Raw genomic sequence first — 13,058 nt, forward strand, 5'->3', positions numbered from 1 at the left:
TTTAAAGCTTAGTCTGGTCAGAATGGCCTGTTAGATTTCTCTTTCAAGCCTCACGCCTGATAGCTGAGGTTTCTGACGCTGTTTTCAGCATATTCCTGATAGTGGCCATTTCCGAAGAAATCGCAGCACTCAAGGGAATTGAAATTTTAGACTAACTCTAATGGTATGATGCAGCTAGGTAGAAATCACCTGAGCCGACAGGTATAGATAAATATCAATTGTCGGTTTTCTCGCGAAGGGTCATCTGTGCCTCGCACGCTAGTTTCGCAACAGAAGTTAAATTTAACCCTACCCAAAGACGGATACAGGCCCGCAGATTCATCTGTGGAGTCAATCTAAAATCTAAAATCTAAAATCTAAAATCAACTGACGGATGCCAGCCCCCGACAGGAATCGTGGACAGCAAAAAAAATTAGATATTAGTTCAAGCGCCCAGATTCATCTGTGGAGTCAATCTCAAATCTAAAATCTCAAATCTCAAATCGACTGATGGACGCAAGCCCCCGACAGGAGTCGTGGAGAGCAAAAAAAATTAGATATTAGTTCAAGCCCGCAGATTCATCTGTGGAATCAATCTAAAATCTAAAATCTCAAATCTCAAATCGACTGACCGGCCTCTGCAAGCTGTTGAGTATTGAACCATGCACCCACATGATCCCAGCGCCTTTCCCAAGAATTTGCCCGATCCGAAGCTGCCGCCTGCTGTTGAAATAGACGAAATACTCACTAGCATTCAACATTCTCACAGTTTCTATTACCAAGTGATGAATCTTGAGGTTTGGGCACTGGTGGAAACCTTGGATGGGATGTTTCCCGGCGCTTGGGGTCAGTTTATGGCCAACCGCCAAGTCGCAGTTAAACAGTTTTTGGAACGAGATCACGTTCCAAATTCTCCGGTTGATGCTGGGGAGGCGGGGGAGAAGTCCGAGGCCAGTCGGAAGAAGGAAGAAGCCGGGAGTCAGGAGTCAGGAGTCACAAACAAGCAGGAAGAAGAATAAAAGCAGATTTTCTCAATTCTCCCCATCTCCACCTTTCCTCTGTATCCAAGTCTAAATCCCCCTCAATCCCCAAAGCGAGAGAGGAAACAGAACCCTCTTTTCCCCCCTACTCCCAGGGCGGTTTCATTCTCACCAAAAACGAGGTTTTTGTAGGGGTAGTGCCCCCGTGCCTACCCCCGACCTAGACAATTCGCTCTGCAGTCAGACCAAAAGGGCCGGCACGGGGAGTAGGGGTAGCACGGCCCCTACAAGAAAATGAAACCGCCCTGCGGTACTCCCCTAATTAAGAGAAGTAGGAGGGTTCAAAACTCAGCTACAAGCGACATTTATTATGGGTTTCAATCTTAACTTGACATAAATGCCGATCGCCCGATCGCCCTTACAGGTGAATTTTGGCATCAACTTGAGGCAATCCCATGCTGTAGTTGACAGCGCGGCTGTTGAGGTTATAGCTGATTTGGCCTTTTTGTAGGAACGATCGTACCAAGTGCTCCAACTCCGAACCGATGCGGCGGAGGTTGTACTCGGTCAAATCTTCGCCCTCGTAGGCGTCTACGAGTTGGTCGAATTTGGCATATACCTGTTTGACTGACTCGTCGTTCCAGTTAAGTTCGTTATCTGGGTCAATGTCGAGGGTCAAAAGGTCGTTGCTGGGGACGAGTTCGTTATCTTCGAGGATGGCGGTGTATATGCGAATATGGCGGGTTGTTGACTTGAGCTGCATGACTTCTTATGTGTAAAGATTTTTTGCTGAATTAATTGTAATGGGTCACAGACCGTTGGAGGAGAGTAGGTCGCCTGTTGTGGGAGCGATCGGGATATCTCACTCCCCCTCCGACTTCAAGGCAAAGACTTGGAATCGGTAGTTTTGAGACCTACTTAATTCAAGACTAAAAACAAAAGCTTTCGTAAAGTATAATAATGCAGAATTGGCATAGGAGGACAAGGTGGAAGGCAAGAGATTTATTCACTCCCTGCAACTGCAAAACTTCCTTTCCTATGGAAGTGAGGGGGAAAAAATTGAACTGCAACCCCTGAATGTATTGATCGGTACTAACGCATCCGGCAAGTCTAACTTAATTGAAGCGATGGGAGTGTTGAAGGCAACACCTACCGACTTACTTGCTCCGATTCGTCAAGGAGGTGGTATCAGCGATTTTCTGTGGAAAGGTGAAAAAGGTACTCCCACAGCAAAAATTGAGGCTATTTTAGATTACCCAGAACGAACGATGCCACTGCGCTATCAAATTAGTTTTACCGCAGTCGGTCAGAGACTTGAAGTAGTGGACGAAGCTATAGAAGATATGGCACCGCGCCATAGTTCTGAAAGCCAGCCATTTTTCTATTACCGTTATAGCGATCGGGGTCGCCCTGTTATCAATGTTATACAGGAAAACGAGCAGCAACCAAGAACGCTGCGGAATCTGCGGCGAGAAGATATCATTCCCGATCAATCTATCTTATCTCAAAGAAAAGATCCCGAACTATATCCAGAACTATCATATCTGGGAAATAAATTTGCCGACATTGGTTTATATCGTAATTGGCAGACAGGGAGAGATTCAATATCTAGAAAAGCTCAGCAAACTGACTTACCAGAACATCCGCTTTTAGAAGATGGTGGCAACTTAGGACTTGTTTTAAATAACTTACAGTATCAATTAGGAAGTAGGCTGATTATTGAAAAATTACAACTGTTCTACGATGCAGCCGAAGAACTGAGTATCAAGATTTATGGCGGTACTGTCCAGATATTCATCCGCGAAACAGGATTAACTCAGCCAATTCCCGCAACTCGTTTATCAGACGGTACGCTGCGTTATTTATTCTTAATAGCTTTACTCCTAGATCCAACTCCCCCGCCACTTATTTGTATTGAAGAACCGGAGATTGGCTTGCATCCCGACATTCTGCCTGCTGTTGCTGAAATGTTGATCGAAGCCTCACAGCGCACACAATTGATTGTGACAACTCATTCTGATGCTTTAGTGTCGGCTCTGAGTCCTGAGTCAGTGTTAATATGCGATCGGGATGATAGAGGAAGTCACCTGAGCCGTCTCGATCCCGAACGACTGAAAAAATGGCTGGAGAATTACAGTTTGGGAGACCTTTGGCGGATGGGAGAAATCGGGGGCAACCGATGGTAAAAGAGGTTCGCATTTACATCGAAGGCGGCGGCGATGGCAAGAATACAAAGCAATTACTTCGAGGAGGATTTAGCTTTTTTTTCAAACAACTTGTGGAGGTTGCTCGCAGCAATAAAATCAAGTGGAATATCACTGTTTGCGGTTCCCGGAATAATGCTTTCAGGGATTTCAAGAATGCTTTGGCAGATCACCCAAATGCTTTTATCATCCTTTTAGTTGACTCAGAAGCCCCTGTAAAGCAGCCGCCTTGGGAGCATTTGAAGTCGAGGGATAACTGGGATTCGCCGCCTGGGGTTGATGAGACTCATTGCTATCTCATGGTTCAAGCGATGGAAGCTTGGTTGATAGCTGATATTGATACTTTAAAAAGATTTTACGGGCAGGGATTTAAAGAAAATGCGATTCCTAAAAATATTAATGTAGAGACGATTGAAAAGGATTTGTTAGAACCAAGTCTGAAAGCAGCTAGCCGCGACACAAAATCGAAAGGCGAATATCAAAAAATACAGCACGCTTCCAAGCTGTTAGAAATGTTGGATGTTGACAAGGTTCGCAAGGCTTCTTCAGAGTGCGATCGTATTTTTACAACTATCATCAAACTCATGGAGGATTGAAGCGATGAAAGTAGCCAAGGGCGCGAAGCAAGACAGGGAGAAAGGGAGGGTGGGCGATCGTCAATTTCTCGGAATCCCGAAATTTTTTAGTTGTTCGGCAGTCCAATTTTTGTAATATTCAGTTTTCTCTAAAGAATCGGAAGCTGGCTTCAGCTTAGAATTTACTTGAACAGTGAAGCCCGGATACGGCATCCTCCTAGTATGAAGCCCGTCAATATTAAAATCTTCTTCAGGATGAGCGTGAAAAGCCAGCAAGCCCAACTCTGAAATCTGATTATTTAATTTGTCTATCAATTCTTTAGTTTCGGGCGCACTAATTGCAGTTTTTTCTGGATTAATTACTACCATTATTTCAAATTCAGAATTGTAAAATTCATAAATGGATTTCATTATGGCAGAATCGCGATCGAACTCAGTCAGCGCTGAAAACCGCTCGATTTTGAATAAAATTTGATGAGCCAAGCGTGCCTTTTTAGCGAAGGGACAAATCGGTAAATCGCTGAAAACTGGATGCGGTAACTCCACAAACTCGGTCATCCATCTGAGGGTAGATTCTATAATTTCCGTGTCAGATTCATTCATCGACAATCTCTGTATTTGATATTTAATACTAATCATAATCTATTTCTAAAGCGATGCACACCCCACTATTGGTATCAATTTAAGACTGAAACCTATAATAAATGTCACTTGTATCAAAGTCTCGATCCCCCTAAATCCCCCTTAAGAAGGGGAGTAGGGGTTGACTTTGAGTGCTTCCGGTTCCCCCCTTTTTTAAGGGGGGCTAGGGGGGATCTCCGGGTCAAGAAAACACGCCCTACTCCTGCCATTTCTAAGGACTCAATTCGTTAGTACAAAGATTAATTCATTCGTGAATTGTCCCATCTGGCATAATTGCGCCTGCGAGTTTTGCATTTGCCATATTTGCTCCAACCCAGTTAGCATCTTTCAGGTTAGCTTTTTCTAGATTTGCATAACTCAAATTTGCTCCGCACAGGTTTGCTGAAGTTAAGTTTGCTCCACTCAGGTTAGCATTGTAAAAGCTAACTCCAGACAGGTTTAAGCCACTCAAGTTTTGACCGCTCAGATTAGCTTGAACAAGACTAGAGCCGATCAAACTTACCACTTTCAAATTTACATTTTTTAGGTTAGCTCCATCAAGGTTTACTGCAACTAAACTTACCCCATTAAGCTTAACCCCCCTTAGATCAGCATAAGATAGGTTAACTTTAGTTACTTTGGCTTGACTTAAATCTGCTCCTATCAAATTAGCGCTATTTAAGATTGCCTGAGTGAGGTTGGCACTACTTAAATTGGCTGTAGTCAGGTTCGCACTATTCAATTGTGTCTCGCTCAATTTTGCTTGACTTAAATTCGCTTGAATCAGTCTTGCATAATTCAAATTTGCCTTAGTTAAGTTAGCGCCACTCAAGTTAGCTTGAATTAAATCGGCTTGTTGCAGATTTGTGGATTTCAAATTTGCTCCTTGCAGGTTAGCCCCTATCAAGTTTACCTTAACTAGGTTGGCATTACTCAGGTTGGCATTACTCAGGTTGGCTTGACTTAAACTAATAGGATATTCCAGAGTTTTTCCGCTCAAGTCTACTCCTGCTAAGTTAATCCCTGTAAAATCTCGTTCTCCCTCTTGGTACCGCTGCAAAAATTCCTCAGCAGCGATCGCTGGTTCCAGATTTTCTAGTGCAGAATCATCTATTTTTTCCTCTTCGTCAGATTCCACAGTATCCGCATTCACACGAATAGCAGCCGGCTGTTCTACCGCTTTGCTAGATACAGATTCTTCCCGCAATAGCTTGTCCACCCGATCGCTAAACCGCCTCACAACCTCAGCATCATCAACCTTCTCACCAGCATTCGAGCTTTTCTCAACCGCATTTTCAACATAATACTTGTCTACAAAACTTTGCAACCCAGCATTATATCCCTGTCCAACCGCCTGAAACCTCCATTCGCCATTCTTTTTATACAACCGTCCAAATTCTAAAGCCGTTTCTTGGGAAAATATCTGATTTAAATTGTACCGAACCAACTCGCCAAGATTCTCTGAATTGTAAAGCCTGATAAAAGCATTTGTAACTTGACTAAAACTTTGATTTTTTTCCTGTCCCTCGTGAATAGTCACCACAAACACAATTTCCTGAATCGCCGAATTGATTTTACTCAAATCCACATAAACCGTCTCATCATCTCCATCAATTTGTCCATTCCTGTTGTCTCCCGAATGTCGCACCGCACCGTCCGGCGAGGTCAGATTGTTGTAAAATACAAAATACTTTTCATCAGGAATCCGACCGTCCGCCGCTAACATAAAAACAGATGCGTCAATGTCGCAGTTTTGTGCTGTCTGGCTGACTTGCCAACCCAGGGCGATCGCAATTTTACTGAAATCAGGAGTTTCTTTAGAAAGATTGAACCTTTCACCCTTAGTTAATTCGATACTCATATGCGATAATTCCCTTACCTCATAAATGGTACTAATTATCTCATCTATGTTAACCCGATCGCAAATTGGATTTTATCTCGAAGACATCGAAACCCCAATTGGCAGAACCGTCAATTTAACTCTTACCGGACTCATTCTTTTATCTTCCGCCAGCTTCATCGCCGAAACTTACCCGATTTCGCAATCTGTTAGAATTAATTTCCAAACTCTCGATACCGTTCTTTTAATCGTTTTTGCAGTTGAGTATTTATTGCGGCTGTGGTGTGCCGAAGATCGAGTTAAATTTATTTTTAGTTTTTTTTCAATTATTGATTTGCTGGCAATCTTACCATTTTTGCTGGGATTTGTCAATGTTAGTTTTATCCGAATTTTTCGCTGGTTTAGAATTCTCCGACTCATCCGCTTTCTGGAATTGAAAATTTCTATTTTCCGCATCAGCAGCGAAGATGGGGTGATATTTGCTCGGATTTTGTTTACTTTGCTGGCAATAATTTTTGTTTATTCGGGTTTGATTTATCAAGTCGAACATCCGACAAATCCCGAAAGTTTTGGAACTTTTTTGGATGCTGTTTATTTCTCCGTTGTCACCATGACCACCGTGGGATTTGGCGATGTTACTCCGATTTCGGAATCCGGTCGTTTTCTGACTATTTTGATGATTTTGACAGGAATTGCTCTGATTCCTTGGCAATTGGGGGATTTGATTAAACAATTAGTTAAAAGTGCTAATCACGGAGAAGCTGTTTGTAAAGGTTGCGGTTGGTCTGTACACGATGCTAATGCTAGATTTTGTAAAATGTGCGGCAGTCAGTTAGATAATGGTTGACAGTTGACAGTTGACTGTTGACTGTTGACTGTTGACTGTTGACTGTTGACTGTTGACTGTTGACTGTTGACTGTTGACTGTTGACTGTTGACTGTTGACTGTTGACTGTTGACTACTGCCTCACCCTAGATAATTCATCCGTGTATCCGTGTCAAAATCCGTGTAGTGCTTTCCTTCTTTAAGCTAACGGTAACAAAATTTCAAATTCAGTGCCCCTGCCTAACTCCGATCGCATTCTGAATGCACCGCCGTGTTTGCCCGTCACTATTTGATAGCTAACTGCTAAACTGGTTTCTTTGAGGGCGCGTTTTTCCGTAGAGAATGATTCTATGATTTTTTTGTACTTGCTAGGTGACATTCCAGGCCCGTTATCTGATATGCAAATCGAAACCCAGCGAACATGAAGTTTGTCTAAATCCGGCGCAGGTTCGGGACAGCAGACTTGAGTTGTGATTTCAATTTTAGGCTGGCGATCCGCCTCTCTGAGCCCTCCACCTTTGAACTCTTTCGCCAATTCTTGACCGACTGCTTCATTAATTAATGTATGAATAGAATTGGTTAAGATATTCATAAATACTTGGTTTAGCTGTCCTGCATAGCATGGGACTGGTGGCAGGTAGCCGTAGTTTTTCACTACTTGGATTTCCCTAGTCAAACGACTTTTGAGCAGCAAAAGTATGCTGTCTATGTTGGCGTGCAAGTCGGTGGGTTTGGGATAAATATCGTCGATGTGGCAGAAGTTTTGCAAACTGGTTGCTAACTTGCTCAAACGTTCTGCACCTGATTTGATGCTGGCAACAGTTCGGAGAAAATCGTTCTGCAAAAAGTCATAGTCGATCTCTTCTTTGAGCCGTGCTATTTCCGGCGGTGGGTCAGTACAGTATGCGTCGTAAACTGAGAGCAATTCCATCAAGTTTTTGCTGTAGTCGCTTACGTAGGTTAAATTCCCCCAAATAAAGCCTACCGGATCTAAAATTTCGTGGGCGACTCCGTTGACTAAACGGCCTAAACTAGCCATTTTTTCGCTTTGAATCATTTGAGTTTGGGCTCTTTCGTAGCGGACTTGAGTTTCTATGCCACGAATTTGCCAGTACGCGATGTTGAGTGCGTTAGGGTCTAAGAGTCGGTATGATTGGGAGTCTATTTGGACGACGATCGGTTCTGCCTGCAATTCGGGCGATCGACGCAGAGCTTGTGGGGCTGCTGCCAATATGGTTGTACTCTCTGGGACTAATAATATCTCGACGCGAGCGTAACTGTAGAGAACTTTTAGTGGCAGGTGCAAAAATAGCTCAGGGCCTTGGGGTTTGAGCAAATATTCCAGCAGTTGCCTGCGGGATATCATGCCAGCAAACTCTCCTGCTTCCATCAAGACGACTCCCGGCACTAGGGGATGCTGTTCAAACATTTCGGCAACTGCCACGGCCAAGCAGCTCGATTTAACCTGAAATTCATACAGGGGCAAATCCCAGAGGGTAGACTCTAGGGAAAGGTCTTGATGGCTGCCTTCGGAGAGTGAAGGGCCAATGAGTTTGGAACTGAATTTATTTGCCACTGGAACTTTTAGTTGCCGAAACGCTGGGAAAATGAAATGAGAACCTACTACTAAGCTACCCTATCACTTCACTTTTCTGAGCCAACAACCGAGAATATTCTTGGGTTAATCATGTTGTGCCAACTATAGGTCAATACGCTTGGGCCCGTGGAAAATTGTAGCGAAAATTTTGGGGGGAGTGAAACGGAGGGTTCGTTCCACTCCGCCCAACCTACGCACGATCTGTTTTTTTAGCACTAACTGAACCGTATTGAACTATAGGCAGGAGAATTTCAAATTCAGTGTTCTTACCTGGTTGCGATCGCATTCTCAGTTCGCCACCGTGCTTTTCTGTGACGATTTGATTGCAGATAGCCAGCCCCATACCGGTGCCTTTGCCTGCTGGTTTAGTGGTAAAAAAGGTGTCAAATATCTGCTGGTGATTTTCTGGGGGAATGCCGGGCCCGTTATCGGCAATGCAAATTGCCACCCGCTTGCCGTGTTCGGTTTCTATAACTTTAGTGGTAATTTCGATTTGGGGCTGCCAGTTGTCCCGGCACGGGGTGTGTGTTTCTCGATCGGCTGCGTACTCTGTCAGGGCGTCTAGAGCATTAACTAACAAATTCAAAAACACCTGACTCAACTGTCCGGAGTAGCCGCTAACTAGCGGCAGTTCGCCGTAATTTTTAACCACTTCTATGCTGTTTTTAAAGCGGTTTTTCAAAATTAACAGCGTCATCTCCACGCATTCGTGAATGTCTGTCTCGGCTGGTTTTGTCTCGTCCATGTGAGAGAAGTGGTGCAGCCCGTTAACTATTTTTAGCAATTGCGCGGCTCCCAACTCCATCCCTTCTAAGGTAATCGGCAAATCTTCTTGTAAAAAATCAAATTCAATTTCTTTTTTAAGGGCATCTATTCGGGGAGACGGTGCCGAATATTCTTCTTCATAAACGGACATTAGCTGAAGCAAGTTTTCAAAATAGGACAGCAGAAAAGTTAAATTTCCCCAAATACAGTTCAGCGGATTTCTGATTTCGTGGGCTACCTCTGCTACAATCCTCCCCAAACTAGCCATTTTTTCTGTTTGGATGAGTTTGGCTTGGGTTTGTTTGTGGAGTAACTTATTTGTTAATTGGTGAATTCTTGATTGAGCAACCATTAATTGGTGTACGTCTAACAGCTTGTAGGTCTGGGGGGCTATTTCCACTACTACGGGTTCGTAAATTAATTCGGCTGATCTGTAAAGACATTCCTGGGCTGCTTCTACTATTAATTTACTGGCGGGAAGTACGAGTTCCTCTGGCCTGGCAAACTTGTACAGCACCTCTATTGGTCGCTTGAAAAACATTTCTACTCCGTAGCGGCAGTTAACTTTTTCAAAAAATAGACGCCTGGATATTATGCCGACAAAATTCCCCCCATCTGTCAAAATGACGCCGGGAAGCATGGAATTTTCTTCAAAAGCCTGGGCTACTTCTTTTGCCTGTTGAGTTATTTCAATTTGGCAGTTGGAGAGGGGCAGGTCTAGGAGAGTTGATTCTAAGGAGATGTTCCAAGTACAAAATTCAGGTATATGCAACACTGATAACTCCGAGCTAGTCTCACGCACAGCAAACATAGATGAAACCCCTGTTAAATATTGTATTAATGGACAACTTAAGTTGCTATTAATTCGTAACTGGTAATTGGTAGCGGTAGTTGCTAATTTGTCAAATTACAAGAGCACCCGATGGGAAAACCCGATCGCAGTAGCATTGTCTGCTAAAGATTTTGTTTCTAAGTCAATATTAAACGATCTAAGCTTTTGTGTAACTTACGGAGTAGGCACTTTAAACTTTTTACCATGATATACCTGCGATCGCCTGTTTTCCGAAAATTTTTAATATTTATAACTAATTATTGTGATAAATTATACCATTTTTCCAGTGATAAAAGGGAATTGCAGAACATCTCGCGGGTTATCAGTGAATATACGGGCATCCTGTGATGGTTCGAGGGCCCGGATTAGCCATTGTCCAAGGGGCTTGCAGGCTCCAATTGTCAAGACTAGGGCCCAGCCCAAAGGAAGTTCGGCAACAGATTCGCTTTCTTCGGATGTAACTGAGATGTTGCACCATTCTCAACAAGCTTTTTATGAACACGCTTTCGGGCCTGTTCCACAAGAAAATTCACTCTTTGTGGAACAGGCCCGAAAGCCTGTTAAGCGATAATGGTGCAAGATGTGAGATGTAACTGATATCTTGCACCATTCTCAATTAGCCGTAGGGGCGGGTTCGCCAACAGCCTTAAAGCTTGTAAATAGGTTCTATAAACCCGCCCGACCCCACGAAAAATCCTCTTATTGATATTGCTGCAAGATGTGAGATGTAACCGAATGTAACGGATGGAAGGCTTTAGTTATCTAGGAGAGAAGGAAGAAGCAATGTTCCCCAAGGGTTTGTGGAATTAAGAACATCCTAACCGTCGGCCACAGTTCCTCTACCACTCAAAAGAAATCCAACTTTAGGCAACTTCCGAGGGAGCATCTCATATTTGTAAAAACACTTCTTCTGGCTCCTTCCTTCTTCTGGCTCCTTCCTTCTTCCTCTTTCCTTCTGCCTCCTGCCTCCTGCCTCTTTCCTTCTTCCTCTTTCCTTCTGCCTCCTGCCTCAAAACTCCAATTTCTAGCGGAGGGCTGCAAAGGTGAGATGCTCCCACTTCCGAACCTCAATAGTCATCAGTTTTTTGCAATCTGCAATCTGCAATCTGCAATCTGCAATCGTCTTAGGGTTCCACCTCCGGCCAGAGGCGTTCTAGCTGATACCGCCAAGCGGCGAGAGTATTTTCGCGAGACTCTCGCCCTAGTTCCATTTCACCCATCAATCCCTCTGCGTAGAAACGGTCTAAAGTCTGAAGGGTAGTTTCGACAGACTGTCCCTGCATCTTCGCAGCTTTGATGATTTGACGGATGCGGTTTTCTATCAAACCGTCGAAAAAGTCAGACAAACCTCTCTCTTGCAAAGCCAGCAGTCTGGCGACGGCGGCTGAGAAATCGGCAGCCGCGAGTGTGGCACAACTGTGCTGAAATACTCCCCACAAAACGTTTTGATGTAAGGCGTAGCGAGTTTCGAGGGTGGTGTCAAAGTTAGCTTCTAGCAGTTTATCAAGAAATGGTTGAGCTTCCTGGGCATCGGCGATCGGCAGCAAAATCCGCAGCCAACTCCCGTCTTCTGAAAGGAGGACTAACAGGCGAAAATTGGGGGTTTCTACTTGCCAAGAAGTGGCAGCAGGCATCTCAACAGTGTCACCAAATAAGTCTTTAAGGGTATTGCTAATTTCTTCGGGAGTCATAATGATTTTAGATTTTAGATTTTAGATTTTAGATTTTAGATTAGTCACCAGTGATTAGTCAGCAGTGCGATCTCAAATCTCAAATTGGTTTATGGTAGCCAGCGGGGGTGATAGCCGGCAAAGGGAAGTTCTTCTGGCTGTACTTTGGCGGGAGAACCGTCTGCAGGTATTTCTACTAAGGGTAGCAGCCAGAGGCGGCTGGTGGCGATCGACTGTCCACTATCGTTGCGGGGACTGTCTGCTACTGAGGGAGTTGCTGCTGTGACTGATTGGTCGAAAATTAAGGCCAGCCCGTCGGGAGATAAACTGATTTGGGTATCTAATTGGTTGGGCAAAATCAGCAGCGGTTTGATGGTTCCTACCAAACGAGTACCCTCTTTTTTGAGGTCGATGGTGGCGATGAAAGGCTGTTCTTTGTAGCTTTCTGTTTTGAGGCGTTGGGCTAACAAACAGTAGAGACGCTGAACTTGGTTGTTTTGGTTTTTGCGGGGGTCGAAATAAACGGCCATAATGCTGCCGGGAATACGCAATATTTCTTGTTCTACACCTTGGTTATCTAAGATGAAAAGCGATCGAGTAAAGTCGCTGTTGTATTTAACATAGGCGGCGGCGGAGTTGTCGCGGGCCATGCCCAATACTTGTTCGTATTTTGGCAAAAATTCTACTGGGTCTGCTTCCGGTTTGAGGGGGACGATCGCTAATCCTTGTTTTTGAGATATTACCATCGATTTGCTGTCGGGGCGAATCATAAAATCTCCGCCTTGTTCATTTTCCAAGGGTCTGGGCGGCACTTTTTCTTCCAAAATCCAAGGACTGAAATCGCCGGGATTGCGGCGGTTGACGCGCTGGACAACTATGATTTTTCCGTCGGCTGAGAGGTCGAATTTGAGGTTTTGGTAATCTTTGGAGTCTAAGATTTTGTCGATTCTACCGGCTGGGTATTTTTGTTGAGTTCCTGATCCCGATTGGGGGTTGAGGCCGGTGGTGACTGTGAATAGTTCTTGATTGAGAGTGCCGCGAGTACGGGCGATCGATCGATCTGTGGCGGAGAATAAAATGCGATCGCTCTCAGGATACGGTTTAAAATCGGTAACGACTAAATCTTTGGGAGTCAGCGGTATCGGTTTCGAGTCGCTGCTGGTGAGATT

At 44.2% G+C, this 13,058-nt stretch carries 13 protein-coding genes; 5 read left to right on the plus strand and 8 right to left on the minus strand.

Annotation, left to right across the window (positions count from 1 at the left end):
- Window positions 1-641 precede the first annotated feature (641 nt).
- A complete protein-coding gene (locus tag QUA00_RS34200; protein WP_333412937.1) occupies window positions 642-998 on the plus strand; it encodes a hypothetical protein in 357 nt (118 codons plus the stop codon).
- 379 nt (window positions 999-1,377) lie between these two features.
- Here QUA00_RS34200 and QUA00_RS34205 read toward each other — a convergent pair whose 3' ends face one another.
- Window positions 1,378-1,722 carry an NAD(P)H-quinone oxidoreductase subunit M gene (locus QUA00_RS34205; RefSeq protein WP_333239357.1) on the minus strand — a complete coding sequence of 115 codons (345 nt, stop codon included), beginning with the start codon at window positions 1,720-1,722 and terminating at the stop codon, window positions 1,378-1,380.
- Between the two features lie 223 nt (window positions 1,723-1,945).
- Between QUA00_RS34205 and QUA00_RS34210 the strand changes: the two genes are divergently transcribed.
- Together QUA00_RS34210 and QUA00_RS34215 are read left to right on the plus strand one after the other, a co-directional pair.
- On the plus strand, window positions 1,946-3,145 hold the full coding sequence (locus QUA00_RS34210; protein WP_333412939.1) for an AAA family ATPase: 1,200 nt from the start codon (window positions 1,946-1,948) through the stop codon (window positions 3,143-3,145).
- Window positions 3,139-3,759 carry a DUF4276 family protein gene (locus QUA00_RS34215; RefSeq protein ID WP_333412941.1) on the plus strand — a complete coding sequence of 207 codons (621 nt, stop codon included), beginning with the start codon at window positions 3,139-3,141 and terminating at the stop codon, window positions 3,757-3,759. The genes QUA00_RS34210 and QUA00_RS34215 overlap by 7 nt, the downstream gene beginning before the upstream one ends.
- 60 nt (window positions 3,760-3,819) lie before the next feature.
- On the opposite strand, the gene QUA00_RS34220 is transcribed toward QUA00_RS34215, so the two are convergent.
- Window positions 3,820-4,377 carry a hypothetical protein gene (locus QUA00_RS34220; RefSeq protein WP_333412943.1) on the minus strand — a complete coding sequence of 186 codons (558 nt, stop codon included), beginning with the start codon at window positions 4,375-4,377 and terminating at the stop codon, window positions 3,820-3,822.
- A gap of 247 nt (window positions 4,378-4,624) precedes the next feature.
- Entirely contained in the window at window positions 4,625-6,220 is a 1,596-nt protein-coding gene (locus QUA00_RS34225) for a TerD family protein (protein ID WP_333412945.1), read from the minus strand.
- A 25-nt stretch (window positions 6,221-6,245) separates the two neighbouring features.
- On the opposite strand from QUA00_RS34225, the gene QUA00_RS34230 reads away from it, so the two are divergent.
- Window positions 6,246-7,046: an ion transporter gene (locus QUA00_RS34230; RefSeq protein WP_333412947.1), complete on the plus strand. Its 801-nt coding sequence runs from the start codon at window positions 6,246-6,248 to the stop codon at window positions 7,044-7,046.
- 178 nt (window positions 7,047-7,224) lie between these two features.
- On the opposite strand, the gene QUA00_RS34235 is transcribed toward QUA00_RS34230, so the two are convergent.
- Both QUA00_RS34235 and QUA00_RS34240 read right to left on the minus strand, forming a co-directional pair.
- Window positions 7,225-8,601, minus strand: coding sequence for an ATP-binding protein (locus tag QUA00_RS34235; protein WP_333412949.1), 1,377 nt, complete (start codon window positions 8,599-8,601; stop codon window positions 7,225-7,227).
- Window positions 8,602-8,812: 211 nt separating this feature from the next.
- Window positions 8,813-10,198 (minus strand): ATP-binding protein, encoded by a 1,386-nt coding sequence (locus tag QUA00_RS34240; RefSeq protein WP_333412951.1) that lies wholly within the window; start codon window positions 10,196-10,198, stop codon window positions 8,813-8,815.
- Between the two features lie 406 nt (window positions 10,199-10,604).
- Between QUA00_RS34240 and QUA00_RS34245 the strand changes: the two genes are divergently transcribed.
- Entirely contained in the window at window positions 10,605-10,790 is a 186-nt protein-coding gene (locus QUA00_RS34245; RefSeq protein WP_333412953.1) for a hypothetical protein, read from the plus strand.
- Window positions 10,791-11,106: 316 nt separating this feature from the next.
- Here the strand turns inward: QUA00_RS34245 and QUA00_RS34250 are convergent, their stop codons facing one another.
- The 3 genes from QUA00_RS34250 to QUA00_RS34260 all read right to left on the minus strand — a co-directional run.
- Complete coding sequence (locus QUA00_RS34250) at window positions 11,107-11,277, minus strand: hypothetical protein (RefSeq protein ID WP_333306244.1); 171 nt, start codon at window positions 11,275-11,277, stop codon at window positions 11,107-11,109.
- 66 nt (window positions 11,278-11,343) lie between these two features.
- A complete protein-coding gene (locus QUA00_RS34255) occupies window positions 11,344-11,910 on the minus strand; it encodes a hypothetical protein (protein WP_333284312.1) in 567 nt (188 codons plus the stop codon).
- 89 nt (window positions 11,911-11,999) lie between these two features.
- Window positions 12,000-13,058: hypothetical protein (locus tag QUA00_RS34260; protein ID WP_333412955.1), on the minus strand; the 1,059-nt coding region annotated here is incomplete at its 5' end.

Source organism: Microcoleus sp. T2B6, from assembly GCF_036700475.1.
Taxonomy (GTDB): Bacteria; Cyanobacteriota; Cyanobacteriia; order Cyanobacteriales; family Microcoleaceae; genus Microcoleus.

Excerpts from the sequence above, each read along its gene's own strand:
- QUA00_RS34200 (WP_333412937.1), top strand. The coding sequence starts at position 642 with ATGCACCCACATGATCCCAGCGCCTTTCCCAAGAATTTGCCCGATCCG.
- QUA00_RS34205 (WP_333239357.1), bottom strand. The coding sequence starts at position 1,722 with ATGCAGCTCAAGTCAACAACCCGCCATATTCGCATATACACCGCCATC.
- QUA00_RS34215 (WP_333412941.1), top strand. The coding sequence starts at position 3,139 with ATGGTAAAAGAGGTTCGCATTTACATCGAAGGCGGCGGCGATGGCAAG.
- QUA00_RS34220 (WP_333412943.1), bottom strand. The coding sequence starts at position 4,377 with ATGATTAGTATTAAATATCAAATACAGAGATTGTCGATGAATGAATCT.
- QUA00_RS34225 (WP_333412945.1), bottom strand. The coding sequence starts at position 6,220 with ATGAGTATCGAATTAACTAAGGGTGAAAGGTTCAATCTTTCTAAAGAA.
- QUA00_RS34230 (WP_333412947.1), top strand. The coding sequence starts at position 6,246 with ATGGTACTAATTATCTCATCTATGTTAACCCGATCGCAAATTGGATTT.
- QUA00_RS34240 (WP_333412951.1), bottom strand. The coding sequence starts at position 10,198 with ATGTTTGCTGTGCGTGAGACTAGCTCGGAGTTATCAGTGTTGCATATA.
- QUA00_RS34255 (WP_333284312.1), bottom strand. The coding sequence starts at position 11,910 with ATGACTCCCGAAGAAATTAGCAATACCCTTAAAGACTTATTTGGTGAC.